Origin of the sequence: Micromonospora sp. RL09-050-HVF-A, assembly GCF_019374995.1 — a bacterium.
Lineage (GTDB): Bacteria > Actinomycetota > Actinomycetes > Mycobacteriales > Micromonosporaceae > Micromonospora > Micromonospora antibiotica.
Genome location: NZ_JAGKQP010000002.1, coordinates 1,090,390 through 1,115,269, shown reverse-complemented (window position 1 = coordinate 1,115,269; position 24,880 = coordinate 1,090,390). Strand labels below are relative to the sequence as shown.

The following is a 24,880-nucleotide window of genomic DNA, read 5'->3' as shown; positions in this document are numbered from 1 at the left end:
GGTGCACAGGTCAGGGCCGGGTCAAGCCGATGGTGGCGGCGAGGCGGGTGACGTCGGCCGGGGTGGGGCCGGCGCGGAGCACGGCGGTCAGGGCGGCCCGGGCGGCTGGGCGGGTGCGGACTTCGGCGGGGGCGATGTGGTCGGCGGTGACCAGGGCCCGCCCGGCAGCGTCGTGGTCACCGAGGTCGAGGTGGGCCCGGGTGATGTCGATGAGGTGGGCGGCGCGGTGTTCGGCGGGGAGCCGCCGCCAACCCTCCTGGTCGGTGGCCCGGCGGTGCAGGGCGACGGCCCGATGGTGGTCGCCGAGGCGGGTCGCGGTCAGGGCACGGGCGAGGTCGACGCTGGTGGGGCCGAACGTCACGCCGTCCTGGTCGTACCGTTCGTGGTCGGCGGCGAGGTGGGCGGCGCGTTCGGTCAGGTCGTGGGCGGTGACGGCGTCGCCGTGACCGGCGGCGGCGAGGGCGGCCTCGACGAGCAGCGTCCCGGTCAGGGCCGCCGCCGGCGGGTGGCCGTGCGTCACCGCCGGGTCGAGTTGGCGTACGGCGGTGAGCGCGGCGTTCGTGGCAAGCCGGCCCCGCCGCAGCGCGCGGAGCGCCTGCGCGAGCGACACCGCCGCGAGCCCGATCCGCATCGGGTCACCGCGTGTAGCGGCCATCATGGCCCGGTCGGCGGCCAGCCAGGCCAGGTGCGCGTCGCCGAGCTTGACCAGTGTCTGGGCGGTGAGCCGATAGACCCGCACCAGCAGAGCGAGCACGGGCGGGTCCACCAGGCTGACGTGGCAGGCGTGGCGGCTGTCGACGAGGAGGTCGGGCAGCATCCGCAACACCTGGGGGTGCTGCCCGTTGCGGTACGCCGTCCACGCGTAGCCCGCCTGGTCGTCGAGCTGCCGTACCGCCGCCCCGACCGGGGCGGACGCCGGGGCGTCGTGCCGGGCGAGGGCGGCCCGGATCCGTTCCACGGCGGCACCGACGTCGGTGACCGGTGCCGGCGGGTGCCGACCGGTGAGCAGGAGCTGCGGCGCGACGCCGAGCGCCCCGGCCACCGTCTCGATGACGGAGAGCCGATCGAGGGTACGCACACCCCGTTCGACCTTGTCGACCCAGCTCTTCGACTTGCCGATCCGGTCGGCGAAGACCTGCTGGCTCATGCCCCGGCGGGCCCGTAACTCGGCCATCCTCCGTCCGATCGGCGGCTCGCTGCCGGTGCGCTGCCGGCCGGGGCCGGTCACCTGTCGTGCCCCGGCACCGGCAGGGCGTGGGTGGACTCGCCGCAGCGGGGACACCACCGGGACTTGACCCGGAAGGCGAGCAACCCGAGCAGGAAGCCCGGCACCAACCCCCCGAACAGGACCGACAGCACATTGGAGATCACGAGCGCCCCCGCTCTCCGGCCCCGGCGGCGGGACTGTCTGCCCGGGTGTGGTGATGGGACCAGGGGGTTACGACAGCATCGTGCTGCATGGGGCCGCTCCTACGTGGGGTCGATTCCGTGGCCCCTACCCCGTCCGTGCTCGACAAGGAGCCGGTCGGTGCAGGGACCTTCCCTCGCAGGAAGGATGGCAGATTGTCCGCCGACAATCAACGTGTCTTCTGTCTATTGGGGCTACTTGTCGGCGGGGAGCTCGTATACCAGCTCGTACATCTCGGCATCGAGCACCATGAGGGACACCTCGACGCAGCGATCGTCCGCGTAGGCATACCTGGTGATCTCGAAGACCAGGCTGCCTTCTCGGCGCAGGCTCAGCCCCTCTCGCCCGTCAACCCCGTTGATCTCCTCGGGAGTCGGTGCACGGCTGATGACCCGCTCCACGAATCTCGTCGGTCGGAAGCCCTGCTCGGCGAGCCGGGCGAACGTGCCGCCGGGTCCGGTGTCCGTGTGTTCGATCCGCGTGCCACGGGTCAGATCCGTCGGTAGATAGGCGGTGGCGAGCTGGACTGAACGCCGGTCCCGGACGTAACGGCGATACCTCGACAGCACGACGTCGCCACGCGGCACCCCGAGGGCATCGGAAACCTCTGCCGGTGGTACGACATCGCCGACTGTGACGTCGACGGCCTTCGGTGGGTTCGCCGAGTCGTGTGCCTGGATCGACAGCCCGCGTCCCCACCGATCTGGCGAGAGCCTGCCCGGCGAGGTGCGCGGGATGCGGCTGGCCCGCACGAAGCTGCCGGAGCCCCGGCGCGACTCGATCAAGCCCTCAGCTCGCAGGCGATCGATGGCCTTCTCCGCAACGCCGCGTGCTACGGCCTCGTCGGGGTTCGCGGCGAACTCGCGAATGGTGGGAAGCTTCGCGCCGGCTTCGTAGCCCTTCATCCCTTCCTTGATCCTGCGCCTGAGCTCGGCAGCGAAGCTGTCGGCGCTGTGCTTCCGGCCGTGGCCGCTCGCGTCGTTCATCGGATTCTCCAACTGTCGTCTGACAGAAGGCTACTTGCGGGACGGTTCAGGTATCCGACCAACCCAATGGTCGGCCGCCAGAGATTTAACCTGGGTCGCATGGACTGTCATAAGACAATATCGATTACTTAACGTGTCTTTTTCGGTGCTTTCTGTCTAACGCTCCAACGCCACTCAGCCGAGGTGTCGAGGTCAAGCCCTTCGGCTCGACCTCGATCGCCCGGCGTCGGCTAATGCTGGACTACCTAAACCACGAACGTCGTCACCGCAGTGAGTACGGCCGCGATCGACAGCAGGAGAGTCTGTGTTTCCCTCAGTCGCACGACGGCGTGGGGCCGCCATGACGGGTAACCTCGGTTGATCCCTCCGCCTCCTTGGTGCGGTCATTGACAAGCTCCTACTGCTCATGCTTGGGCTGCCTCCCAGGCTTCTACCTACTACTCCGACAAAGACTTCTCGGAGTCACAGTGAAGTAGCTGTCCGCGATGGCGGCAAGGCGTGCCGCCCGGAATGAGTCCCCCTGAATGCCATATTCGACAGCACTGCAAGCCGTTCAACAGCTCAAACAACGGCTGGTCGCGGTCGGCATAAGCTGCACCGCCCCGGACCGGAAGTGGTTGGCCTACTCCACCACCACCGGCATAGCCACCAGGCACCAGGTGCTTCGTTCGGCTACGTAGGCGGCGTCACAGGTGTCGGGTCATTGTCCGCGTTGATGCTCCCCGGGCGTCGAGGCCGTGAGTCTCCTCACCGACCGGATCGTTATACCCGTAGTGTCCGAATGGTGCAGCTCGCCGTGCCCCGTAGGAGGTCCGACCGTGCACTGTCGTCTGACTACGCTGCTCGTTGCGCCGCTGCTCGCCGCGCTCGCCGCCTGCGGCACCGTCGCCGCGCAGGCCGCGCCGCAGCCGCCGCCCTCGTCGCCCGTGCCGGGGCAGTCGTACTGGCCAGGTCAGGAGGCGCTGATGGACGCTGGCGCTCGGGTGGGTGAGGTCGCCCCGGGCCGGTGGCCGGCCGCGTACGCCGGCGTGGCCGTGGACATGCCGGGCGGGCGCCTGCTGGTCTACCGCGTGCCGACCGCCGGTATGGACGCGGCGGTACGCGCCCTGGTGCCGGCGGTGCTGGTCGACTTCGTCGATGCCACGTACTCGGCGGCGAATCTTGAGGAATGGGCCGCCAAGGTTCGGGACGACCAGGCGTTCTGGCAGCAGCGTGGGGTGACGGTGCACAGTGTCGGCACCGATTTCGGCAGGTGCGTGACGGTGGGCCTGGCTGACCCGCAACGCGACGGCGGGAAGGTGCTCGCCCGCTACTCCAAGGCGGCGCTGTGCGTGGAGCAGGGGCACGCCTCAGAGCTGGCGACGGCGAACTGAGCCAGCGTCGAATCCATCGCCGACCACTCGTTCCGGACCGGCGCTGATCGGGATGATGCTCGCCGCCATGGAAGGTGCCGACCCGGCCCGGGTGTCGATGCTGTGCGTCCTGCACGACACCCAGGAAACCCGGATCACCGACATCCCGCACATCGCCAGGCGCTATCTCGCCGCCGCACCCAACGCCACGGTCACCGCCGACCAGGTCGCTGCCTGCCCGCCGGCCGTCGCGGACCTCGTCAACGCCGCCGTCGCCGAGTACGAAGCGGGCGAGACACCTGAGGCCATCGTCGCCCGCGACGCCGACAAGCTGGAATGCCTCGTTCAGGCGGTCGAATACCGCCACCAGGGCATCGGCGACGTCCAACGCTGGATCGACAGCTCACGCGCGGCACTGAGGACCGCCGGCGCGCACCGCCTGGCCGACGCCGCCCTCAGCGGTCAACCCCTCGGCTGGCTCACCCCGCCCCCGGTGTAGCCCCCAGGCGTCAGCTGCGGGACGTGGTCTCGCAACACGTGCTTTCGTCGTCGGCTGCGGGCGGGGTCTGCGCGGAGGTGCCGTACTGGTCGGAGTCGCCCTTGACCACGTACACCTCCCAGCGCTCGTCGCCGGGGCCGCGAACCCAGACCTTGTCCTGGAGGGCATAGCAGCAGGAGGTGTCGTTCTCGGTCAGGGTGATCAGCCCGGCCTCGGTGAGTCGGTCGGTGGCGGAGGTGACCTGCGCGCCGTCGAACACCTCGACCCCGAGGTGGTCGATCGCGGTGGCCTGGTCTGGGGTGCCTTCGAGCAGGACCAGCTTCAGCGGCGGCTCCTCGATGGCGAAGTTGGCGTAGCCGGGCCGCCGCTTGGCCGGCTCGGTGCCGAACAGCTTCGAGTAGAACGCGATCGACCCTTCCAGGTCGGAGACGCGCAGGGCGAGCTGGACGCGGGACATCCCACACCTCCGGTTGTTTAGATAACTATCTAGGCAGAGGATTGCACTCTGGTTTGATGCTTGTCAAACTAGACGGGTGTCGAGACAACAACTGCCGGTCCTCGCCGACCCGTCGGCCTGCTGCGCGCCGATGGTCACCGAGGCCCTGACGGAAGACGCCGCCGCCGGTCTGGCACGCGGCTTCAAGGCCCTCGGTGATCCGGTACGACTGCGGCTGCTGTCCCTGATCGCCGCGCGGGCCGGCGGCGAGGTGTGCGTGTGCGAGCTGACCGACGCGTTCACCCTGACCGGCCCGACGATCTCCCACCACCTGAAGGTGCTGCGCGAGGCCGGGCTGATCGACTGCCAGCGCCGGGGCACCTGGGTCTACTACTGGATCGTTCCGGCCCGCCTCGCCGTCCTGTCCCAGCTCCTGGACGTCTCGGCTGCCGTTGCGTCGACCGGGCCGACCCGGTGACGCCCGACCCGCCGCACGCCGTGCTGCGTCGGGCGTCGGCGGAACTGGTCGGCACCGGCCTGCTCGTCACCGCCGTGGTCGGCTCCGGGATCGCCGCCACCCGCCTGTCGCCGGGCGATGTGGGGCTGCAACTGCTGGAGAACAGCATCGCCACCGCGTTCGCCCTCGGCGCGCTGATCCTCATCTTCGGCCCGGTGTCCGGTGCCCACCTCAACCCCGTCGTGTCGCTCGCCGACTGGTGGCAGGCCCGCCGTACGGGAGCGGGTCTGTCGACCCGTGATCTCGGCGCGTACGTCGTGGCGCAGGTGCTCGGTGCGATCGGCGGCACGGTGCTGGCACACCTGATGTTCGGGTTGCCCGCCGTCACGATCTCCACCCGCCAGCGGGACGGGGGCGGACTGTGGCTGGCCGAGGTCGTCGCGACCGCCGGGCTCCTCCTGCTGATCGCCGCCCTCACCCGTGCCCGCCGGACCGCGGTCGCTCCGGCGGCGGTCGGGGCGTGGATCGGTGGCGCCTACTGGTTCACCGCCTCCACCTCGTTCGCCAACCCGGCCGTCACGATCGGCCGCATGTTCACCGACACCTTCGCCGGCATCGCCCCCACCTCGGCGGCCGGGTTCGTCGCCGCACAGCTCGCCGCCGTCGGGATCGCGGTCGCCGCGATCACCTGGTGGTATCCGACGGTTCGACAGCCGGACGGCGTGGCGGTCGAGCTGGCACCGGCGCAGCCGGAACGGGCCGCCTCATGACCGGCGTCCGGCCGCCCCGCCCCGATCTCGTGCCGATGACCGACGAGCACGCCCCGGCGGTGCTCGACATCTACCGGCACGGGATCGCCACCGGCGACGCCACCTTCGAGACCGAACCACCCACCTGGGCCCGGTTCACCGGCACCCGCCTGCCCGAACACCGCTGGGTCGCCGTCGACCACCCGGCTGCCGACCGCGTACTCGGCTGGGTCGCGTGCACCCCGGTGTCCGACCGGTGCGTGTACGCCGGGGTCGTCGAGCACTCCGTCTACGTCCACCCCGACGCCCGAGGACGAGGCGTCGGCCGGCTCCTGCTCCACCGACTCATCGACTCCACCGAACAGGCCGGCATCTGGACCATCCAGTCCGGGGTCTTCCCCGAGAACACCGCCAGCCTCGCCCTGCACCACGCCTGCGGCTTCCGCACCATCGGCGTACGCGAACGCCTCGGCCGCCACCACGACCGATGGCGCGACGTCATCCTCATCGAACGCCGCAGCCCCACCATCACCTAGCCACGTCAGCACCGGAAGAGGTCCACCACCCATGAGCACCCCCGCCCGGCCCACCACGCCATCGGTGCTGTTCGTCTGCGTCCACAACGCCGGCCGCTCCCAGATGGCCGCCGGCTGGCTGCGCCACCTCGCCGGGAACACCGTCGAGGTCCGCTCCGCCGGCTCCGAACCCGCCGAACACGTCAACCCCGTCGCGGTCGACGCCATGCGTGAGGTCGGCATCGACATCACCGCCGAAGAGCCGAAGATCCTCGACTGGGACACCGCCGAGGCCAGCGACGTGATCATCACGATGGGCTGCGGCGACGCCTGTCCCGTCTTCCCCGGCAAACGCTACGAGGACTGGAAACTCACTGACCCCGCCGGCCAGCCGCTGTCCGTCGTCCGCGAGGTCCGCGACGAGATCCGCCAGTACGTCGCCCGGCTCCTCGACGACCTGACCCCGGACGCCAGGATCGAGGCCTGACCGGACACCGGTGGCTCCCGCGTCACGAGCGCAGTGGAGGCTCCCGCCGACAGGCCTGGTGACCGACCTCGTTCGAAGGCCCTAAATGGTTTGCCGGTGGTCGGCGGGCGCTGGGATGCTGCGGCCGACCGGGAGCGGGGGAGGGGGCCAGCATGCCGTCGGAGTCCGAGCCGGAGGTCCGTACCGTGGCCGGTGTGCTGCGCGGCTGCCGGGAGGCGGGCCGCGCGGTGTTCCGGGGCATCCGGTACGCCGAGCCGCCCGTCGGTGCCCACCGGTTCGCCGCGCCGCAACCGGTATCCCGCTGGGAGGGCGTACGCCCGGCGCTCGCCTTCGGTCCGCCGCCTCCGCAGCCCGACGCGTTCGGGACGTCCCCGCAGGGCACCGGCGACGACTGGCTGACGCTCAACGTGTGGACGCCGGAGCCGGACCCGGCGGCGGGGTTGCCGGTCCTGGTGTGGATTCCCGGTGGCGGTTACCTCGTCGGCTGTTCCGGCCTCCCGGAGTACGACGGCGGGCACCTGGCCGGCGGCGGGACCGTCGTGGTGACGCTCAACTACCGCCTCGGTTTCGAGGGTTTCGGGCAGCTCGACGGGGTCCCGGCCAACCGGGGGCTGCTCGACCAGGTGGCGGCCCTGGAGTGGGTGCGGGACAACATCCGCGCCTTCGGTGGCGACCCGGGACGGGTGACGGTCTTCGGGCAGTCGGCCGGCGGCGGTTCGGTCGCCGCGCTGCTGGCCATGCCGCGCGCCGCCGGGCTGTTGCGGCGGGCGGTCGCGCAGAGCGTCCCGGGGACGTTCCTCTCGCCCGAGCTGGCCGCCGACGTCACCGCCGCCTGCGCCGCCGAGCTGGGGGTACGACCGACCCTGGCCGACCTGTCGACGGTGGCTGCGGACCGGCTGCCGGCGGTGGGCGAGGCGATCTCGGCCGGGATCGTCAGGTGGCGGGAACGGTGGGGTCAGATCACCCACCGGCCGATCCCGTTCGCGCCGGTCGTCGACGGTGACGTGCTGCCGGCGACCCCGTGGCGGGCGCTGGCCGACGGTGCCGCCCGCGACGTCGACCTGCTCGTCGGGCACACCCGCGACGAGCACCGCCTGTTCAGCCTGCTCGACGGCGTGCTCGGCCAGGTCACGCCCGAGCAGACCGGGACCGCGCTGCGGATGCTGGCCCCGGGCCCGGACGGTGCCCGCCGCTACCGGGAGGCGTTCCCGGCCGCGACCGACGAGCAGCTGTACGAGCTGGTCAACGCGGACTGGCTGTTCCGGATGCCGAGCCTGCACCTGGCCGAGGCGCAGGTCGCCGGTGGCGGCCGGGCCCACCTCTACGAGCTGACCTGGCCGGCGTCGGGCCTGGGCGGCGCCCTCGGTGCCTGTCACGGCCTGGACGTGCCGCTGGTCTTCGGCAACCTGACCAGCGGGCAGCCCGCGATGCTGATCGGTGATCCGCCTCCGCCGGCGGCGCACGAGCTGTCCAGGCAGTTCCGCCGGGCGTGGACGGCGTTCGCCGCGACCGGCGACCCCGGTTGGCCGCCGTACGACGCCGGTCGCCGTACCCGGATCTTCGACGAGCGGCCGACGGTCGTGGCGTACCCGGAGGAGACGTCACGGCTGCTGTGGCGGGACCACACCTTCGCCGCGCTCCCCCTGCTGGCCTGACCGCGTCCCGGCGGCGGAACCCGCTGACTTCCCGGCGGCGACACCACCGGTGGCGGTACGGGTGAACCGGCCGGCCAGCAGCGCGAACGCGTCGGTGAGCGGCGGCGGGCCGACGACGGTGATCTCGGCGTCGTAGCGGGCGACGGCGGCGGCGAGGCTCACCCAGGACCACGACCCGAGGGTGAGCCGGCACCGGTCGGGGGTGACCTCCTCGACGAGACCGTCGCGGGTGTACCGGGCGACGGTCGCCGCGGGCAGGTCGAGCAGCACGGTGCCCCGGCAGGGCCAGTCCGCCGACCCGCCGGCCGACCCCCGGAAGACCCCGGTGAGATAGGTGGCGACGTTCCCGCCGGGCAGCGGTCGGGGGGTGAAGCGCGGCCCGTGGGGTGGGCGCGGGGTGATCCGGTCGATGCGGAAGGTCCGCCAGCCGGCCCGGTCGAGGTCCCAGGCGACGAGGTACCACCGGCCGCCCCAGGTGACGACGTGGTGCGGTTCGGCGTGCCGGGCCGGGCGCTCGGTGCTGTCGGGCCCGTAGTCGAAGCGCAGGATCTCGCGGGTCTGCACGGCGGCACTGAGCGCCAGCAGCACCCCGCCGTCGACCGGCGGGGTCGGCGTGGTGGCGGGTCGTGCGACGGCGGTCACGCTGAGTGCCCCGACCCGCTGCCGCAGCCGGGTCGGCAGCACCTGTCGTACGGTCTGCAGCGCCCGCGCGGCGGCGTCCGCGAGTGCGCCGTCCGCGCCGGTCGCCGCGACCTGGAGCGCGACGGTGAGGGCGACGGCCTGCTCGTCGTCGAACAGCAGCGGGGGCAGCTCGGTGCCGGCGTCGAGCCGGTAACCACCGTCGGGCCCCTTGACGGCGGCGACAGGGTAGCCGAGTTCCCGCAGCCGGTCGACGTCGCGGCGCACGGTGCGCAGGCTGATGCCCAGGCGTTCGGCCAGCACCCCGCCGGGCCAGTCCCGACGGCTCTGCAACAGCGACAGCAGGGCGAGCAGGCGGGCGGACGTGGTCGGCATGAGTGGAGATTCTGCCCGCAGTAGGTGCCACAACCTGTCACCTACTGCTGAGAATCTTGCTCCTGACCAGCCCACTTCCGGGCGTCGAGCACCATCAGCAAGGAGTCGACCATGGCCATCTCCGCCACCACACACCTCAACTTCCGGGGTGACGCCCGCGCGGCGCTGGAGTTCTACCAGGCCGTCTTCGGTGGCCGCAGCACCGTCGTCAGCTACGGCGACCTGGGGATGCCGAAGGACCTGCCGGACGCCGACAGGGTCGTCTTCGGCCAGGTCACCGCCGACAACGGCTTCGCCATCATGGCCTACGACGTGCCCGCCGGCGCCCCCGCCGCAGCCGCGCCGACCACCACCACCCGCAAGAACGGCACGACGCTGACCGGAGAGCGGTTCTTCGTCGCCGTCCGGGGGGACGACGCCGACGAGGTCGGCGCGCTCTGGCACCGGCTCGCCGAGGGCGCCGACCTGATCGAGGAGTACGGCCCGTCGCCGTGGGCCCCCGGTTTCGGCATGCTCACCGACCGGTTCGGCGTCACCTGGGTCCTCGACGTCGCCACCCCGTACGCCGGCTGACCGCCCTGATCCGGTCCGGGTCGGCGACGTCGCCGACCCGGACCGGTCGGTCACTCGGTGCGCAGCCCGTCGGCGCGGGTGAGCCGCCACAGCAGCGGCATGCTCAGCCCGCTGATCGCCAGGACGGCCAGCGCGCCGAGACCGACGGCGAAGCCCACCACCGGCCAGGCGACCGTGACGGGGGCCTGCACCATCCGCAGCAGGGCCGCGCCGAGGCCGAGCCCGAACCCGACCGCCAGCACCAGCCCGACCCCGACCGGCAGGGCGGTCTGCCACAGCACCGACCAGCCGAGGGTGCTGCGTCGGGTGCCCACCGCCACCAGCATCGCCAGCAGCCGGCGGCGTTCCCGGAGCTGCTCCAGCGTGCCGACGAGCATGCTGGTGGCGATCAGCACCAGCGTGACGACCGTGCCGATGGCCAGGCCGCGCTGGATGTCGGCGAACCGGGGCGACACGATGGTCGAGGACAGCACGGACACGGGCGTGGTCAGGTCGATCGCGGCGGCGGCGTTGCGGACGTGTTCGACCGCGTCGGGGGCGGCCGGGTCGAGCTTGAGGTAGACGGTCGACCGCAGCGGGCCGAGGTCCCGCGAGCCGACCGCACCGGGAGTGACCAGCACCGCGTTCTGCAACCAGCCCGCCGGGTCGGGCCGGGCCTGCGCGGTGCGCGCCGTCGTGGGCACCCGCCACCGGGGTCCGTCCTCGATGGTCAGGACCGCGCCGGTGGGGACGACCATCGGGTCACCCGGATCGGACGCCAGGAAGGTGTCCCCGTCCACGCACCGGTCGAGGCGGGCGAACTCGGCCAGCGCGGCGCAGTCGCCGACCCGGATGTCCAGCAGTGGGCCGTCCGGAGAGTCGGTGGTGGCCACGGTGCTGAGGGTGCCGGTCGCGGCGGTCACCCCCTCGGCCCCGCCGAGCCGCCGCAGCACCCTGGCCAGGTCGGGCTGGTCGTGGAACTGCACCTGCACCTGCGCCCGGGTGGTGTCCTGCCCGCTGGCGGTGGTGAAGTCACCGGCGATCCCGGCGAAGAGCATCTGCAGGCCGATGGTGCCGGCGACGGCCACGGCGATGCCGTTGACCAGCCGGGCGGAGGTGGCGCTGTCCAGCTGCACCCGGCGGACCGCCAGCTGCCAGGACACCGGGCCGCCGCGCAGCCGTCGGACCAGCAGGTCGGTCAGCCAGGGCAGCACGGTGACCGTGCCGGTCAGCAGCAGCACCGCGCCGGCCGGCACCACCCAGCGGGTGACCCCGCCGTCGCCCTCGCGCAGACCGGCCACGGGCAGGAGCATGGCCAGGCCGGCGGCGGGCAGCAGCAGCCGCCACCAGAGCCGACGGCGGACCGGGGTGCTGCGCCGGGCCACGCCGAGCGGCTCGACCACGACCGCGCGCAGCGCCAGCATCGCCACCAGCACGGCCAGCGCCGGCACGGCCAGCACGACGGCCAGCAGCAGCGCGGTGGGGGGCCGGATGTCGGAGGCGTACACGCTGATGTCGTAGAGGGTGACCAGCGGGACGAGCTGGCGGCCGGCGAGCAGCAGCCCGATGCCGACGACGACCCCGAGCAGGGCACCGGCGGCGGCCTCCCCGGCGGCGATCCGCCGGACCATGGTGGTGTCCGCGCCGACCAGCCGCAGCGCGGCGAGCCGCCGGTCGCGTCGTTCACCGCCGTAGCGCACGGCGGAGCCGAGGAACACCGCGATGGGCAGCAGCAGCACCACGAAGATGACCGCCACCAGCAGCATCAGCACCGGACCGAGACCCTCACCGGGCAGCCCGCCGCCGAACCTGTCCAGCCGGGTCGCCCCCTGCGCGTCGGAGATCCGGTCGTCGCCCCGGTAGTAGGCCAGCTCGTTGGGGCCGGCGAGGCCCTCGTCGGCGATGGTCCCGCTGACCCTCGCGCCGCCCAGCCGGGGGGCGAACAGCGGGCCGTCGGGGGAGTCGAGCAGCCGGCGCAGGGCGGGGGAGACGACCACCTCGCCGGACGCGGGCAGCGCGGTCAGCCCTGGCGGGACGGGCGCGGCCGGTCCCTCCGGCCGCAGCAGCCGGCCCCGGACCGGCCGGCCCCGGAACTCGGCGTCCACCGGGTGGACCAGCAGGGTGCCGGGGCCGGCCGCGACCTGCTTGCCCAGCCGCAGGTCGTCGCGGGCGTCGCCGCGCGCCTGCCGGGCGTCGAGCGCCCCGGGCACGGCGGTGGCCAGCAACAGCATGGCCACCCCGATCCCGACGCCGACGGCGGTGAGCAGCGCCCGGGTCCAACCCTCCCGGCCGCCGGTGACGGCCATCCGGGCACCCATCGCCAGGTCCGCGAGCGCGCCCCGACCGGTCACGCCGCCACCTCCAGGTTGCGGGTCCGCCCGTCGCGCACCACGATCTCCCGGTCGGAGTACGCGGCCACCCGTGCCTCGTGGGTGACCAGGACCACCGCCGCCCCGCTGTCCCGGGCGGCCTCGGTGAGCAGCCGCATGACCCGTTCGCCGTTGAGTGAGTCCAGCGCTCCGGTCGGCTCGTCGGCGAAGATCACCCGGGGGCGGGTGACCAGCGCGCGGGCCACGGCGACGCGTTGCCCCTGGCCGCCGGAGACCTCGCCGGGGCGCTTGCCGGCCACGTCGGTGACCTCCAGCCGTTCCAGCCACTGCCCGGCCCGCTGCTCGGCCGCACGCCGGGGGACCCGGGCCAGCCGCAGCGGCAGCGCGACGTTCTCCAGGCAGGTCAGCTCGGGCACCAGCTGGCCGAACTGGAAGACGAACCCGAAGGCCTCCCGGCGCAGGGCGCTGCGCCGGGCGTCACTCATCGTCACCAGGTCCTGGCCGTCGAAGACGACCCGGCCCCGGTCGGGGCGGACGATCCCGGCCAGGCAGTGCAGCAGGGTGGACTTGCCGGAGCCGGAGGACCCGAGCACCGCGACCACCTCGCCCTCGTCGATGCGCAGCCCGGCGTCGACCAGTGCGGCCGTCTCGCCGAAGCTGCGGTGCAGGCCTTCGGCGACCAGCAGCGGGGCGCTCATGCGCGCACCCGCGCGGCCAGGTCGTCGAGGCGGGCGGTGGTCAGTTCCAGCCAGCGCAAGTCGGCCTCCAGGTGGAAGAGCGCGTGATCACAGATCAACTGTTCGGCGAGATCGCCGCCGCGCTTGCGCCGGGTCAGCTCCCGCATCAGCCGCAGGTGCTCGGCGCGCTGCACGTCGAGTAGTTCGGCGGCCTCGCGGCCGGTGAGCAGGGCGAGCACCACCTTGGTGTAGAGGATGCTCTGCAGATAGGGCTCGGGCTGTTCCGGGCGGGCCAGCCACTGCGCCACGTCGGCGACGCCGGCCTCGGTGATGGCGTACCGCTTGCGGTCGGGGCCCTCGCCGGGCTCGACCGCCTCCACCTCGACCAAGCCGCCGCGCAGCAGCCGGGACAGGGTCGCGTAGACCTGGCCGTAGGCGACCGGGCGGGAGTGGCCGAAGTGTTCGTCGTAGCGCCGTTTGATGTCGTAGCCGTGCCGGGGGGTCGCCTCCAGCAGGCCGAGGAAGGTCTGGCCGATGGACATGCCGGCGACTATACACACCGCGTATACGCGCGTTGTCTACACCCAGCGCCGACGTGGTTGCGACCGGCTCCCGGTGACCCCCGCGGTGTCGCCCGCGAATGTGACACCGTCCGACGGATTGACCCGCAGATTGATACATGTCAGTGTTTGCTTCCCCGGCGTTTCCGCCGCGATCCCACCCCCGGATCGCGGGTCGCCCGTCCACCCCCGGTCACATCCGACAGACGGGACGGTGACGCCCGGGCGGATGCCCCGCCGACCCCCATGAGGAGCACGCATGAAGCGCAGAACCCTGGCGATCGCCGCCGTCACCGCGGTGACGCTCGCCCTGGCCGCGCCACCGGCCACGGCCGCCCCGACCGCCCGGCCGGCCACCGCCGCGCCGGCCGTCGCCGCGCTCGCCGCGCCGGACGTCCAGGTCGCCAACGTCCAGGCGCACCTGGCCCAGTTCCAGAGCATCGCCACCAGCAACGGCGGCAACCGGCGGGCCGGCTCGGCCGGCTACACCGCCTCGGTCGCCTACGTGAAGTCCAAGCTCCAGGCCGCCGGCTACACGGTCACCGAGCAGACCTGCACCAGCTGCACCTACCAGGGCAACAACGTGATCGCCGAGTGGCCGCAGGGCCCGACCACCGACGTGGTCATGTTCGGCGCGCACCTCGACGGCGTCGCCGCCGGACCGGGCATCAACGACAACGGCTCCGGCTCGTCGGTGCTGCTGGAGAACGCCCTGGTGCTCGCCCAGCAGAACCCGACCATGAGCAAGCGGGTCCGGTTCGCCTGGTGGAACGGCGAGGAGCAGGGCCTGCAGGGCTCCAAGTTCTATGTCAACTCCCTGACCACCGCCCAGAAGGGCTACATCAAGGGGTACTACAACTTCGACATGGTCGCCTCGACCAACGGCGGCTACTTCATCAACCGGGTCACCTCCACCACCGCCGCGCCGCTCAAGGCGTACTGGGACTCCCTCGGGCTGTCGCCGGAGGAGAACACCGAGGGCCAGGGCCGCTCCGACGACTACTCGTTCCAGCAGGCCGGCATCCCCACCTCGGGCTACGCGATGGGGGCCAGCGCCCGCAAGACCAGCGCCCAGGCCAGCAAGTGGGGCGGCACCGCCAACGCCGCGTACGACCCGTGCTACCACTCGTCCTGCGACACCACCAGCAACATCAACGCCACCGGGCTCAACCGCAGCGCCGACGGCGTCGCGTACGCCATCTGGGACCTCGCGGTCGGCGGCGGCACCCCGACCAACGACTTCTCCGTCGCGGTCAGCCCGACCTCGGGTGGCGTCACCCGGGGCGGCTCCACCACCGCCACGGTCAGCACCGCCACCACCAGCGGCAGCGCCCAGACCGTCGCCCTGTCGGCCTCCGGTGCACCCAGCGGCGTGAGCGTCTCGTTCAGCCCGTCGTCGGTCACCTCCGGCGGCTCGGCCACCATGACGGTCAGCGCCTCGTCGAGCGCCAGCCTCGGCAGCTTCACCCTCACCGTGACCGGCACCGGCTCGGCCACCCGCACGGCCAGCTACACCGTCACCGTCACCGGCACCGGTAGCTGCACCGGCGGGCAGGTCGTCGGCAACGGCAGCTTCGAGTCCGGCACCACGCCGTGGACGGCCACCTCCGGCGTCATCACCAACTCGTCCAGCCAGCCGGCCCGCACCGGCTCCTACAAGGCATGGCTCAACGGCAACGGCAGCACCAGCACCGACACCCTGTCCCAGTCGGTGACCGTGCCGGCCGGCTGCTCCTCCTACGCCCTCGCCTTCTACCTGCACATCGACACCGCCGAGCGGACCACCACCGTCGCGTACGACAAGCTGGTGGTGCAGGTCGGCAGCACCACGCTGGCGACGTACTCCAACCTCAACAAGGCCAGCGGCTACACGCTGCGCTCGTTCGACCTCGGCGCGTACGCCGGCCAGACGGTGACCCTGAAGTTCACCGGCACCGAGGACTCCTCGTTGCAGACCAGCTTCGTCATCGACGACGTGACGTTGCAGGTGAGCTGACCGACCCGGGTGGGGTGGACGCCTGGTCCACCCCACCCGGACCGTCATGGCGATAAATGTCATACCCCGGTCGGACCATGGGGACATGGCTGCCCCCGCGCTGTCCCACCACAGTGGTCAACCCCGATCCGTGCCGCTGCGCGAGCTGCGTACCCGGCTGACCCAGCTGATCGCGATGGCCGAGCTGACCGACACGGTCACCCTGGTCACCCGCGACGGCGACCCCCGGCCGGTCGCCGCGATCGTGCCGGCCTCCGCCGCCCGCAGCGCCGCCCAGGCCCGCGCCGACGACGAACGCCTGGGCACGGTGACCGCGGGTTGGGCCCGCCGGCTGGAGGAGTCACACCGGCAGGGCGCCCGCCGGCACGCCGCCGAGCTGCGGGCCATGACCGACGCCCTCGCCGAGGTCTGGGCCGAGCTGGACCGGCACGTCCCACCCGGCACCGACCCCGCCGTCGACCGGCTCCGCGCCGCCCAGGCCGACCTGCGCCGCGACTGACCCGGGCACACCCGACACCCAAGGCCACCGCGTCAACCCCGACGCCCGGGCCGCTCCCGACCCGTGCCACGACCGGCACGCCCGCCGGTAGACGCGTCATGCCCACCCGACTCCACTTCCCGCCCCGCTCGCCCCACCCCACCCCGGTGATCAAGAAGTTTGCGTCAAGTGATCAAGAGGTTTGCGTCAATCTGAAGATCGAAGCTGACGCAAACCTCTTGATCACCGAGAACGGGAAGGGGCACGGGGCCTGGGTGGGTGGGGTTCAGTTGACCGGTGTGGGGGCTCGTGTTGGGCGGGTGGGGGTGGTCGGGTGGTCCATCGTGCGCCAGGGGCCGCCCAGCAGTGGGGTGAGCACCACCAGCAGGTAGCAGCCGCCCACGGTGAGCAGGACGGGCGTGGTGCCGAAGCCGTCGACGGCCACCCCGGCGGCGAGCGCGCCCAGCGGGATGCCGGCCCAGCAGCCGGCCCCGATCACCCCGAAGACCCGGGCGCGCAGGTGGGCCGGCACCCGTTCCAGCTCCACCGCGCCGAGCAGCGGGTTGATCGCACCGGCGGCGAAGCCGGACAGGGCGAAGACCGCGACGATCCAGGGCAGCGGCGGCGCGGCGGCCAGCGCCCAGAAGGGCGGCGCACCGGCCAGGGCGAACGCGGTGACGAGGGTGGCCCGGCGGGGCAGCCGGTGGCCGACCCCGCTGAACAGCAGCGACCCGGCCAGCGCGCCGCCACCCATCGCGCCGACCAGCAGGCCGAACGCGGTGGGCCCGCCGAGTTCCCGGTCGGCCACCACCGGCAGCAGCACGTTGCTCTTGGTCGCGTCGAAGAAGTTGGTCACCAGCACCAGCAGCACCACCGCGCGCAGCAGCGGCTCCCGGCTCAGGAACCGCACCCCGGCGGCGAATTCCCGCCAGTAGCCGCCGCCGGCCGGATCGGTCGGCGTGGCCGGACGCAGCGACCGGGGCACCAGCACCGTCACGACCAGCGCGGAGACCGCGAAGGTGACGGCGTCCAGGGCCAGCACGGGGAGCGCACCGAGGGTGGCGACGAGCAGGCCGGCAATCGGGGCGCCGATCAGCCGGGCGCCCCGCTCGCTGGCCTCGTACCAGCCGACGGCCCGTTCCAGCGGCACCCCGGCGGCGGTGGCCGCCTCGGGCAGCAGGGCGTTGCGGGCGGTCTGCCCGGGGGTGTCGAGCAGGCCGCTGGCGAAGACCAGCCCGAGCAGCGCCCAGAACGGCAGGCCGACGGTGGCGTCGAGCAGCGGCACGGCGGCGACCGTCAGCCCTGACACCACGTCGGCCAGGACGCTGGCCCGGCGGTAGCCGATCCGGTCCACCAGCACCCCGCCGAGCGCCCCGCCGAGCACCACCGGCACGGCGGCGACCGCACCGGTGAGGCCGGTGGCGGCGGGCGAGCCGGTCTCGGCGAGCACGTAGAGCGGCAGCGCGATCAGGGTGAGCATGTTGCCGGTGAGCGAGACCGTGTGACCGACCAGCAGGCCGACCAACGGCCCACGGTGGCGCGGCGTCACCGCTGGTCCCGGAAGGCGTGGTACATCAGCGACACGGTCTCGGCTCCCGGCCGGGCCGGGTCGCTGCGGGCCTGCCAGCGGGCGGCCAGCGCCTCCAGGTCGGCCCGCAGCTCGATCAGCTCGTCGCTGGTCAGGTGCAGCCATGAGTCGCTGCTGGCGGTGCCGCGTACCCACTGCGGGTCGAGGGTCGCCTCGACGTCGAGGTAGTGGCCGAGCCGTTCGGTGTACCGGTCGAGGACCGCGCGGCGGAGCAGGTCGGAGGCGGCCCGGCGTTCCGGGTCGGCGAGCAGCTCGACCGGCTCCCAGGAGGTCCGGGTGTGCGTCGCCCGCCACCAGCGTTCGCGGCGGTCGCGGGCGTGCTCGGGGGCCTCCTCGACGAAGCCGTGCTCGGCCAGCTTGCCCAGGTGGTAACTGACCGAACCGACCGCCTCGTCGATGGCGTCGCTGAGCATGCCGACGCTCTGCGGACCCCGCACGCGCAGCTCGCCGAGCAGCCGCAACCGGGTCGGGTGGGCCAGCGCCCGCATCGCCCGGGGGTCGGTCAGGTGCCGGGGGTGTTCCTCCGTCATGCCGCTACGGTAAAAGAACAAGACATGAAGTACAAGAGTTCTTGTATAGCTGGTCCAGTGGGCCGCCGGTCGACGCGCTGCGGACCGCACGCGGGGCGGGGACAATCCGACGGGAGCATCGGCCGGGGGACCGGCCGGCCCGCGAGCCGGAGGCGGTGTCGATGAGCGGATCGGCGGTGGCGGCCGGATCCGACCGGGCCGGGAGCGGGCGGTGACGTCCGGGCTCGCGCTGACCTTCGCGCTCGGCGCGGCATTCGCCTACGGCGTCGGCTCGGTCCTCCAGGCCGTCGGGGCGCGGCGCGGCGCCAGCACCCTGCGTGCCCTCGGGCACCCGCTCTACCTCGCCGGCCTGGCCTGCGACACGCTGGCCTGGCTCGCCTCCCTGGTCGCCCTCCAGAAACTGCCCGTGTACGCGGTCCAGTCGGTGACCGCCGGCTCCCTCGCCGTCACCGTGGTCATCGCCCGGATCGTGCTCGGCGCGCGACTGCGCCGCCGCGACACCGCGGCGATCCTGCTCACCGTCGCCGCCCTGACCGTCATCTCGCTGGCCGCCGGCCCCGAACCGCCGGTCACCGCGTCGACGGCGCTCCGGGTCGGCCTGGCCGGTACGGCGGTGCTGACCGCCGCCGCCGGGGCCGCCGCCCTGCGGGTGGCCCGACCGGTCGTCGCCGCCACCCTGGCCGGCCTCGCCTGGGGGATCACCGCGCTGTGCGCGCGGGCGCTCACCCCGCCCCCCGACCCGCTGGGCCACCCCGGCGCGGCGGCCTGGGACCTGCTGCGGGAGCCGGTCAGCTGGGGACTCGTCGTCTCCGGGGTGGCCGGGACGATCCTCTACGCGCACGCGCTGCGGCACGGGTCGGTCGGGCCGGTCACCGCCGTACTCTGGGCGGTCGAGATCGTCGTCCCGTCGGTCGCCGGGGTGCTGCTGCTCGGTGACGGGGTCCGGCCCGGTTGGCTGCCCTGGGCGGTCCTGGCCACCCTGACCACGGTGGCCGCCGCGATCGTGCTGGCCGGTGCCCCGGGCACCGCCGACACCGCCGCAGCCGACGACCGCGCCCCCGGCTGAGCCCGCAGGGCACTCCGGGAGAAGGTCAGCCCTGCCGGCGGCCCCCGCCAGCCGGGCGACGACCCTTGAGCCGACGACCCAGCTCCCGGGCGATCTCCCGGTTGGCGTCGCGTTCGGCGAGGACCTGGCGCTTGTCGTACGAGCGGCGGCCCCGGGCGAGCGCGATCTCCACCTTGGCCCAGCCGTTGCTGAAGTACATCGACAGGGGCACCAGGGTCACCCCGCCGTCGCGCAGCTTCTCCAGGATCCGGTCGATCTCCACCCGACGCAGCAGCAGCTTGCGGGTCCGCCGGGGCTGGTGGTTGGTCCAGGTGCCGTAGCCGTACTCGGCGATGTGCAGGCCGTGCAGCAGCAGCTCGCCGTCGCTCTCCTGGGCGAACGCGTCGACCAGCGACACCCGCCCCTCGCGCAGCGACTTGACCTCGGTGCCGGCCAGCACGATGCCCGCCTCGTAGGTCTTCAGCACGGTGTAGTCGTGGCGGGCCTTCTTGTTGGCGGCGATGAGCTTGCGCTCCGCTTCCCGCGACACGACGACCACCTCCGCTCGGATCTGCCAGCGGCGTACACCCTACCGTCGGTTGCGGCCCGGCCCCCGCGTGGCAGGATCGCCGCATGTCGGAATGGGCGGCGATCACACCGGAGGACCGGGACTGGACCGGCGTCATCGACGACGGCTGCGCCGAGTGCGGCTTCGTGCCGCAGCGGGCCGACGCCACCGGGGGCCGGCTGCGCGCCACCGTCCCGGTCTGGCGGGACGTGCTGTCCCGGCCCGACGCGACCCGGCGGCCCGCGCCGACCGTCTGGTCGCCGGTGGAGTACGCCTGCCACGTGCGGGACACCTGCCGGATCTTCCGGGGTCGGCTGGCGCTGATGCTCGACGAGGACGACCCGGTCTTCCCCAACTGGGACCAGGACGCCACCGCCGTCGAGGACGACTACTTCCACCAGTCACCGGCCCGGGTGGCCGGGGAACTCGCCGCGCAGGCCGAGTCGACCGCCGCCGCCTTCGACGCCGTCACGCCCGTGCAGTGGGACCGGCCGGGCCGGCGCAGCAACGGCTCGGTGTTCACCGTGCGCCGCTTCGCCGTCTACTTCCTGCACGACGTGGTGCACCACGTACACGACGTCACCCGCCCGACGACCACCCGCTGACCCCCCGGGGCGACGTCGCGGGCGGGGGCCGCCCGGGGCCGACGTCGAGGGGCGGTGTGGCGCAGCCCCCGGCGCAGCCGCCCGGCGGTAGGGTCCGCGGCCGTGACCGACTTCCTCGCCGAGACCCGCGCCTCCTACGACACGATGGCCGCCGAGTACACCACCCGCAACCGTGGTGAGTTGGCCGCCCGGCCGCTCGAACGGGCCATGCTCGCCGCGTTCGCCGAGACCGTGCTGACCGGCGGGGGCGGCCCGGTGCTGGAGGTCGGCTGCGGCCCTGGCCGGATCACCGGTCACCTGCGCGACCTCGGGTTGGCCGTCACCGGGCTCGATCTGTCCCCGGGCATGCTGGCGCAGGCCCGGCTCGCCCACCCCGACCTGACCTTCGTCGAGGGGTCCATGCTGGACCTGCCGGTCGCCGACGGGGTGCTGGCCGGGCTGGTCGCCTGGTACAGCGTCATCCACGTGCCCGACGAGTGGCTGCCCCGGGTGTTCGCCGAATTCCGCCGGGTCCTCGCCCCCGGTGGGCACGCCCTGCTCGCCTTCCAGGTCGGCGACGAGACGGTCCGCTACACCGAGGCGTGGGGCCACCCGGTGGCGCTGGCGTTCCGTCGCCGCCGCCCGGACCACGTGGCCGCGCTGCTGAGCGCCGCCGGACTGCCGGAGCAGGCCCGGATGTGCCGGGCGCCGCAGGAGTTCGCCGGTGCCATGGAACGCACCCCGCAGGCCAGCCTGCTGGTTCGTCGGGACGACGACCGGGCGTGACCGGGCCGCCACGATACCTCGTATCCTGTTGCGCGGATCTGGCCCACCGTACGAGGAGGTTGGTGTGAGCAGTCGGACCGAGACGCTGGAATTCCAGGCGGAGACACGCCAGCTGTTGCAACTGATGGTGCACTCCATCTATTCGCACAAGGACATCTTCCTGCGCGAGTTGATCTCCAACGCCTCCGACGCGTTGGACAAGCTCCGGCTGGAGTCGCTTGTCGACTCCGACCTCGACGTGGACACCACCGACCTGCACATCGAGCTGGTGATCGACCCGGACGCCCGGACCCTGACCGTCCGGGACAACGGCGTCGGGATGTCCCGCGAGGATGTCGTGTCGCTGATCGGCACCATCGCCCGTTCCGGCACCGCCGAGTTGCTGCGCAAGCTCAAGGAGTCCAAGGACAACGCGGGCAACGAGCTGATCGGCCAGTTCGGCGTCGGGTTCTACTCGACGTTCATGGTCGCCGACCGGGTCACCCTGCTCACCCGGCGGGCCGGGCAGACCGAGGGCACCCGGTGGGAGTCCAGCGGCGAGGGCACGTACGTGGTGGAGACGGTCGACGACGCCCCGCAGGGCACCTCGGTCACCGTGCACCTCAAGCCCGCCGACGACGAGGACAACCTGCACGACTACGCCGATCTCGCCACGGTCCGGCAGATCGTCAAGCGGTACTCGGACTTCATCGCCTGGCCGATCCGCACCACCGTGCCGGGCGTCGACGGCGGCGAACCCACCGAGGAGACCCTCAACTCCCGCAAGGCGCTCTGGGCGCGTCCGCGCGACGAGGTCGCCGAGGAGGAGTACCGGGACTTCTACCGGCACGTCAGCCACGACTGGACCGACCCGCTGGAGACCATCCACATGCGGGGGGAGGGCACCTTCGAGTACGAGGCGCTGCTGTTCCTGCCCGCGCACGCACCGTACGACCTGTACCAGGCCGACGGCCGGCGCGGGGTGCAGCTCTACGTCAAGCGGGTCTTCGTGATGGACGACTGCGCCGCGCTGATGCCGAACTACCTGCGCTTCGTCAAGGGCGTGGTGGACGCGCACGATCTGTCGCTCAACATCTCCCGGGAGATCCTCCAGCAGGACCGGCAGATCCAGATCGTCCGTCGCCGGCTGGTCCGCAAGGTGCTCGCCACGGTCAAGGACATGCGCACCGGCAACCCGGAGCGTTTCGCCACCTTCTGGGGTGAGTTCGGCCGGGTGGTCAAGGAGGGCCTGCTGGAGGACGCGGACAACACCGAGACGATCCTGGAGCTGGTCTCGGTCGCCTCCACCCACCACGACACCGAGCCCACCACCCTGGGCGAGTACGTGGCGCGGATGAAGGACGGCCAGGGCGAGATCTACTACGCCACCGGCGAGAACCGCACCATGCTGGAGAACTCGCCGCACCTGGAGGCGTTCCGGGCCAAGGGCTTCGAGGTGCTGCTGCTCACCGACCCGGTCGACGAGGTGTGGGTGGAGCGGGTCGGCCAGTTCGACGGCAAGCCGCTGCGCTCCATCGCCAAGGGCGAGGTCGACCTGGAGACCGAGGAGGAACGCAAGGACACCGAGGTCGCCCGGGAACAGCAGAACAAGGAGTACGCCGAGCTGCTCACCTTCCTCGGCGGGGCGCTCGCCGACACGGTCAAGGAGGTTCGGCTCTCGTCCCGGCTGACCACCTCGCCGGCGTGCATCGTCGGCGACGCCCACGACATCACCCCGACCCTGGAGAAGATGTACCGGGCGATGGGGCAGGAGTTGCCCCCGGTCAAGCGCATCCTCGAGCTCAACCCGACCCACCCGCTGGTCAGCGCCCTGCGCGTCGCCCACCAGCGGGGCGACGACACGTCGGGGCTGACCGAGACCGCCGAGTTGGTCTACGGCACGGCGCTGCTCGCCGAGGGGGGCGACCTGGCCGACCCGGCCCGGTTCGCCCGGCTGCTCGCCGACCGGTTGGCCCGTACCCTCTGATCCGGCACGGTCCCGGCCGGGAGGTGCCCGGCCGGGACCAGCGCACCGCGTCTCGTCGGACCGTGCCGAGCGCCCCTCCGACCGGGTGACCGGGCCACCCGGTCGGGGAAGCGGTACGGGAATTCCCCGGCGCGCGGGAGCTTGTGCGGGCCGCCGCGGGTGCTGGCCGCGTCCGGGCCTCGTGCCCAGGTCGCGAACGTCGATGTGCTCGCCGCGTCGGCGGATAGGCTGGGTCCTGGTGTGCCGGGAAGTCTGGTCGGCGATGGATGACGCGACCCCTGCCGACGAGGAGTTTCCGTGACCGACGCCGACCGGCGCCGTACCAGCCTGTTCGCCCGCCGCTCGTGGGGCGAGACCAGCCGCATCTCCACCATTCTCCGCAAGGAGACCGTCGGCGGGGCACTCCTGCTCGTCGGGGCGTTGATCGCCCTCGTCTGGTCCAACACTCCCTGGTCGGAGCAGTACCAGGCGCTACGGGACCTCACCGTCGGCCCGGCGGCGCTGCACCTGGATCTCAGCCTCGCCACCTGGGCCGCCGACGGTCTGCTGGCCGTTTTCTTCTTCGTGGCCGGTCTGGAACTCAAGCGCGAGTTCGTCGCCGGTGACCTGCGGGATCCCCGCCGGGCTGCGGTGCCGGTGGCGGCGGCCGTCGGCGGGGTGGTCGTGCCCGCCGTCCTCTACTACGTGATCGCCGCCGGCGCGGGTACCGACGCCGGCCGGGGCTGGGCCATTCCGACCGCCACCGACATCGCCTTCGCCCTGGCGGTGCTCGCCGTGGTGGGCCGGTTCCTGCCGTCGGCGCTGCGGACCTTCCTGCTCACCCTGGCGGTGGTCGACGACCTGCTCGCCATCATGATCATCGCGGTCTTCTACACCTCGGACCTTTCCGTCGGCCCGCTGCTGGGCGCGCTGCTGCCGCTCGCCGCCTTCGCGTTCCTGGTGCAGCGCCGCGTCCGGTCCTGGTGGCTGCTGCTGCCCCTGGCGGCCCTCACCTGGGTGCTGGTGCACGAGTCGGGCGTGCACGCCACGGTGGCCGGCGTCATGCTCGCCTTCACCGTCCCGGTGGTCCGCAGCGCGGCGGCCGGTGGCCCGGACGCCGGCCCCGGCCTGGCCGAACACTTCGAGCACCGGGTCCGGCCCATCTCCGCCGGGATCGCCGTTCCGATCTTCGCGTTCCTCTCCGCTGGCGTCACCGTCGGCGGCCTCGCCGGCCTGGCCACCGCGTTGACCGACCGGGTCGCGATCGGCATCGTCGTCGGCCTGATCATCGGCAAGCCGGTCGGCATCCTGATCGCGACCTGGCTGGTGTCCCGGTTCACCCGCGCCGACCTCGACGAGGGCCTCAACTGGCTCGACGTGCTCGGTCTCGCACTGCTCGGCGGGATCGGTTTCACCGTCTCGCTGCTGATCGGGGAACTCGCCTTCGGCCTCGGCAGTGAGCGGGACGACCACGCCAAGATCGCCGTACTCGCCGGCTCACTGCTGTCTGCGCTGCTGGCCAGCGTCATCCTGCGCGCCCGGGGACGCGTCTACCGGCGGGTGCACGACGCGGAGAGCATCGACCTGGACCGCGACGGCGTACCGGACGTCTTCGAACCGGAGTCGGAGCGGCCCACCGGGCGGTGACCCGGCCATCGCAGCGGTGCCCCCACCCGGTCGCTA

The 24,880-nt window shown here is 72.7% G+C and carries 24 protein-coding genes and 2 pseudogenes; 15 read left to right on the top strand and 11 right to left on the bottom strand.

The genetic code is table 11. The features are described 5' to 3' along the window. Positions 1–10 precede the first annotated feature (10 nt). From J7462_RS05215 to J7462_RS05205, 3 genes are all read right to left on the bottom strand, one after another. Positions 11–1,174, bottom strand: a complete 1,164-nt coding sequence (locus J7462_RS05215) for a helix-turn-helix domain-containing protein (protein ID WP_219462281.1) — start codon at positions 1,172–1,174, stop codon at positions 11–13. A 50-nt stretch (positions 1,175–1,224) separates the two neighbouring features. Next, entirely contained in the window at positions 1,225–1,371 is a 147-nt protein-coding gene (locus J7462_RS05210) for a hypothetical protein (RefSeq protein WP_219462280.1), read from the bottom strand. A gap of 231 nt (positions 1,372–1,602) precedes the next feature. Then, entirely contained in the window at positions 1,603–2,394 is a 792-nt protein-coding gene (locus J7462_RS05205; RefSeq protein WP_219462276.1) for a GntR family transcriptional regulator, read from the bottom strand. 818 nt (positions 2,395–3,212) lie between these two features. On the opposite strand from J7462_RS05205, the gene J7462_RS05200 reads away from it, so the two are divergent. Together J7462_RS05200 and J7462_RS05195 are read left to right on the top strand one after the other, a co-directional pair. Continuing rightward, the gene (locus tag J7462_RS05200; protein WP_219462275.1) at positions 3,213–3,767 is read left to right on the top strand and encodes a hypothetical protein; all 555 of its coding nucleotides are present in this window, start codon (positions 3,213–3,215) and stop codon (positions 3,765–3,767) included. A 9-nt stretch (positions 3,768–3,776) separates the two neighbouring features. Continuing rightward, positions 3,777–4,245 (top strand): annotated as a pseudogene (locus J7462_RS05195) (HD family hydrolase); the annotation flags it as partial. 10 nt (positions 4,246–4,255) lie between these two features. On the opposite strand, the gene J7462_RS05190 reads toward J7462_RS05195, so the two are convergent. After that, positions 4,256–4,702 carry an ArsI/CadI family heavy metal resistance metalloenzyme gene (locus tag J7462_RS05190; RefSeq protein ID WP_219462273.1) on the bottom strand — a complete coding sequence of 149 codons (447 nt, stop codon included), beginning with the start codon at positions 4,700–4,702 and terminating at the stop codon, positions 4,256–4,258. A 76-nt stretch (positions 4,703–4,778) separates the two neighbouring features. Here J7462_RS05190 and J7462_RS05185 point away from each other — a divergent pair, with 76 nt between their 5' ends. The 5 genes and pseudogenes from J7462_RS05185 to J7462_RS05165 all read left to right on the top strand — a co-directional run bounded on the left by J7462_RS05185 (position 4,779) and on the right by J7462_RS05165 (position 8,544). Beyond that, a complete protein-coding gene (locus J7462_RS05185) occupies positions 4,779–5,159 on the top strand; it encodes an ArsR/SmtB family transcription factor (protein WP_374197501.1) in 381 nt (126 codons plus the stop codon). Next, a pseudogene (locus J7462_RS05180) lies at positions 5,156–5,884 on the top strand (aquaporin); the annotation flags it as partial. The gene J7462_RS05185 and the pseudogene J7462_RS05180, both read left to right, overlap by 4 nt. Before the next feature lie 59 nt (positions 5,885–5,943). Then, positions 5,944–6,423: a GNAT family N-acetyltransferase gene (locus J7462_RS05175; protein ID WP_219462270.1), complete on the top strand. Its 480-nt coding sequence runs from the start codon at positions 5,944–5,946 to the stop codon at positions 6,421–6,423. A gap of 31 nt (positions 6,424–6,454) precedes the next feature. Then, complete coding sequence (locus tag J7462_RS05170; RefSeq protein ID WP_219462268.1) at positions 6,455–6,889, top strand: arsenate reductase ArsC; 435 nt, start codon at positions 6,455–6,457, stop codon at positions 6,887–6,889. Positions 6,890–7,041: 152 nt separating this feature from the next. Continuing rightward, positions 7,042–8,544, top strand: a complete 1,503-nt coding sequence (locus J7462_RS05165; protein WP_219462264.1) for a carboxylesterase/lipase family protein — start codon at positions 7,042–7,044, stop codon at positions 8,542–8,544. Here J7462_RS05165 and J7462_RS05160 read toward each other — a convergent pair. After that, a complete protein-coding gene (locus tag J7462_RS05160) occupies positions 8,491–9,558 on the bottom strand; it encodes a YafY family protein (protein WP_219462262.1) in 1,068 nt (355 codons plus the stop codon). The two genes, J7462_RS05165 and J7462_RS05160, sit on opposite strands and share 54 nt — an antisense overlap. Positions 9,559–9,669: 111 nt before the next feature. Here J7462_RS05160 and J7462_RS05155 point away from each other — a divergent pair, with 111 nt between their 5' ends. Continuing rightward, positions 9,670–10,131, top strand: coding sequence for a VOC family protein (locus J7462_RS05155; RefSeq protein WP_219462260.1), 462 nt, complete (start codon positions 9,670–9,672; stop codon positions 10,129–10,131). Between the two features lie 50 nt (positions 10,132–10,181). Here J7462_RS05155 and J7462_RS05150 read toward each other — a convergent pair whose 3' ends face one another. Genes J7462_RS05150 through J7462_RS05140 form a run of 3 tightly spaced genes read right to left on the bottom strand, consistent with a single transcriptional unit; the run spans position 10,182 to position 13,659 of the window. Beyond that, on the bottom strand, positions 10,182–12,461 hold the full coding sequence (locus tag J7462_RS05150) for an FtsX-like permease family protein (RefSeq protein WP_219462257.1): 2,280 nt from the start codon (positions 12,459–12,461) through the stop codon (positions 10,182–10,184). Then, a complete protein-coding gene (locus tag J7462_RS05145) occupies positions 12,458–13,138 on the bottom strand; it encodes an ABC transporter ATP-binding protein (RefSeq protein WP_219462254.1) in 681 nt (226 codons plus the stop codon). The genes J7462_RS05150 and J7462_RS05145 overlap by 4 nt, the downstream gene beginning before the upstream one ends. Further along, on the bottom strand, positions 13,135–13,659 hold the full coding sequence (locus J7462_RS05140) for a PadR family transcriptional regulator (protein ID WP_208570643.1): 525 nt from the start codon (positions 13,657–13,659) through the stop codon (positions 13,135–13,137). The genes J7462_RS05145 and J7462_RS05140 overlap by 4 nt, the downstream gene beginning before the upstream one ends. Positions 13,660–13,936: 277 nt before the next feature. Here J7462_RS05140 and J7462_RS05135 point away from each other — a divergent pair, with 277 nt between their 5' ends. Continuing rightward, positions 13,937–15,673, top strand: coding sequence for a M28 family peptidase (locus J7462_RS05135; protein ID WP_219462251.1), 1,737 nt, complete (start codon positions 13,937–13,939; stop codon positions 15,671–15,673). A gap of 85 nt (positions 15,674–15,758) precedes the next feature. Continuing rightward, positions 15,759–16,172 (top strand): type II toxin-antitoxin system Phd/YefM family antitoxin, encoded by a 414-nt coding sequence (locus tag J7462_RS05130; protein WP_219462250.1) that lies wholly within the window; start codon positions 15,759–15,761, stop codon positions 16,170–16,172. A gap of 265 nt (positions 16,173–16,437) precedes the next feature. Here J7462_RS05130 and J7462_RS05125 read toward each other — a convergent pair whose 3' ends face one another. Next, the gene (locus tag J7462_RS05125) at positions 16,438–17,700 is read right to left on the bottom strand and encodes an MFS transporter (protein WP_308290757.1); all 1,263 of its coding nucleotides are present in this window, start codon (positions 17,698–17,700) and stop codon (positions 16,438–16,440) included. Beyond that, positions 17,697–18,269, bottom strand: coding sequence for a helix-turn-helix domain-containing protein (locus J7462_RS05120; RefSeq protein ID WP_219462249.1), 573 nt, complete (start codon positions 18,267–18,269; stop codon positions 17,697–17,699). The genes J7462_RS05125 and J7462_RS05120 overlap by 4 nt, the downstream gene beginning before the upstream one ends. Positions 18,270–18,480: 211 nt before the next feature. On the opposite strand from J7462_RS05120, the gene J7462_RS05115 reads away from it, so the two are divergent. Continuing rightward, complete coding sequence (locus J7462_RS05115) at positions 18,481–19,335, top strand: hypothetical protein (RefSeq protein ID WP_219462248.1); 855 nt, start codon at positions 18,481–18,483, stop codon at positions 19,333–19,335. Between the two features lie 25 nt (positions 19,336–19,360). Here the strand turns inward: J7462_RS05115 and smpB are convergent, their stop codons facing one another. Further along, complete coding sequence (gene smpB / locus J7462_RS05110; RefSeq protein WP_219462247.1) at positions 19,361–19,864, bottom strand: SsrA-binding protein SmpB; 504 nt, start codon at positions 19,862–19,864, stop codon at positions 19,361–19,363. Positions 19,865–19,947: 83 nt separating this feature from the next. Here smpB and J7462_RS05105 point away from each other — a divergent pair, with 83 nt between their 5' ends. From J7462_RS05105 to nhaA, 4 genes are all read left to right on the top strand, one after another. After that, the gene (locus tag J7462_RS05105; protein WP_219462239.1) at positions 19,948–20,487 is read left to right on the top strand and encodes a DinB family protein; all 540 of its coding nucleotides are present in this window, start codon (positions 19,948–19,950) and stop codon (positions 20,485–20,487) included. 102 nt (positions 20,488–20,589) lie between these two features. Beyond that, the gene (locus J7462_RS05100; RefSeq protein WP_308290755.1) at positions 20,590–21,252 is read left to right on the top strand and encodes a class I SAM-dependent methyltransferase; all 663 of its coding nucleotides are present in this window, start codon (positions 20,590–20,592) and stop codon (positions 21,250–21,252) included. 64 nt (positions 21,253–21,316) lie between these two features. Next, positions 21,317–23,218, top strand: coding sequence for a molecular chaperone HtpG (gene htpG / locus J7462_RS05095; RefSeq protein WP_219462236.1), 1,902 nt, complete (start codon positions 21,317–21,319; stop codon positions 23,216–23,218). 297 nt (positions 23,219–23,515) lie between these two features. Next, positions 23,516–24,844 (top strand): Na+/H+ antiporter NhaA, encoded by a 1,329-nt coding sequence (nhaA, locus tag J7462_RS05090; RefSeq protein WP_219462234.1) that lies wholly within the window; start codon positions 23,516–23,518, stop codon positions 24,842–24,844. Positions 24,845–24,880 lie beyond the last annotated feature (36 nt).

Coding starts and splice junctions, on each gene's coding strand:
- J7462_RS05215 (WP_219462281.1), bottom strand. CDS start 1,174: ATGGCCGAGTTACGGGCCCGCCGGGGCATGAGCCAGCAGGTCTTCGCC.
- J7462_RS05205 (WP_219462276.1), bottom strand. CDS start 2,394: ATGAACGACGCGAGCGGCCACGGCCGGAAGCACAGCGCCGACAGCTTC.
- J7462_RS05190 (WP_219462273.1), bottom strand. CDS start 4,702: ATGTCCCGCGTCCAGCTCGCCCTGCGCGTCTCCGACCTGGAAGGGTCG.
- J7462_RS05175 (WP_219462270.1), top strand. CDS start 5,944: ATGACCGACGAGCACGCCCCGGCGGTGCTCGACATCTACCGGCACGGG.
- J7462_RS05170 (WP_219462268.1), top strand. CDS start 6,455: ATGAGCACCCCCGCCCGGCCCACCACGCCATCGGTGCTGTTCGTCTGC.
- J7462_RS05165 (WP_219462264.1), top strand. CDS start 7,042: ATGCCGTCGGAGTCCGAGCCGGAGGTCCGTACCGTGGCCGGTGTGCTG.
- J7462_RS05160 (WP_219462262.1), bottom strand. CDS start 9,558: ATGCCGACCACGTCCGCCCGCCTGCTCGCCCTGCTGTCGCTGTTGCAG.
- J7462_RS05155 (WP_219462260.1), top strand. CDS start 9,670: ATGGCCATCTCCGCCACCACACACCTCAACTTCCGGGGTGACGCCCGC.
- J7462_RS05145 (WP_219462254.1), bottom strand. CDS start 13,138: ATGAGCGCCCCGCTGCTGGTCGCCGAAGGCCTGCACCGCAGCTTCGGC.
- J7462_RS05140 (WP_208570643.1), bottom strand. CDS start 13,659: ATGTCCATCGGCCAGACCTTCCTCGGCCTGCTGGAGGCGACCCCCCGG.
- J7462_RS05135 (WP_219462251.1), top strand. CDS start 13,937: ATGAAGCGCAGAACCCTGGCGATCGCCGCCGTCACCGCGGTGACGCTC.
- J7462_RS05130 (WP_219462250.1), top strand. CDS start 15,759: ATGGCTGCCCCCGCGCTGTCCCACCACAGTGGTCAACCCCGATCCGTG.
- J7462_RS05120 (WP_219462249.1), bottom strand. CDS start 18,269: ATGACGGAGGAACACCCCCGGCACCTGACCGACCCCCGGGCGATGCGG.
- J7462_RS05105 (WP_219462239.1), top strand. CDS start 19,948: ATGTCGGAATGGGCGGCGATCACACCGGAGGACCGGGACTGGACCGGC.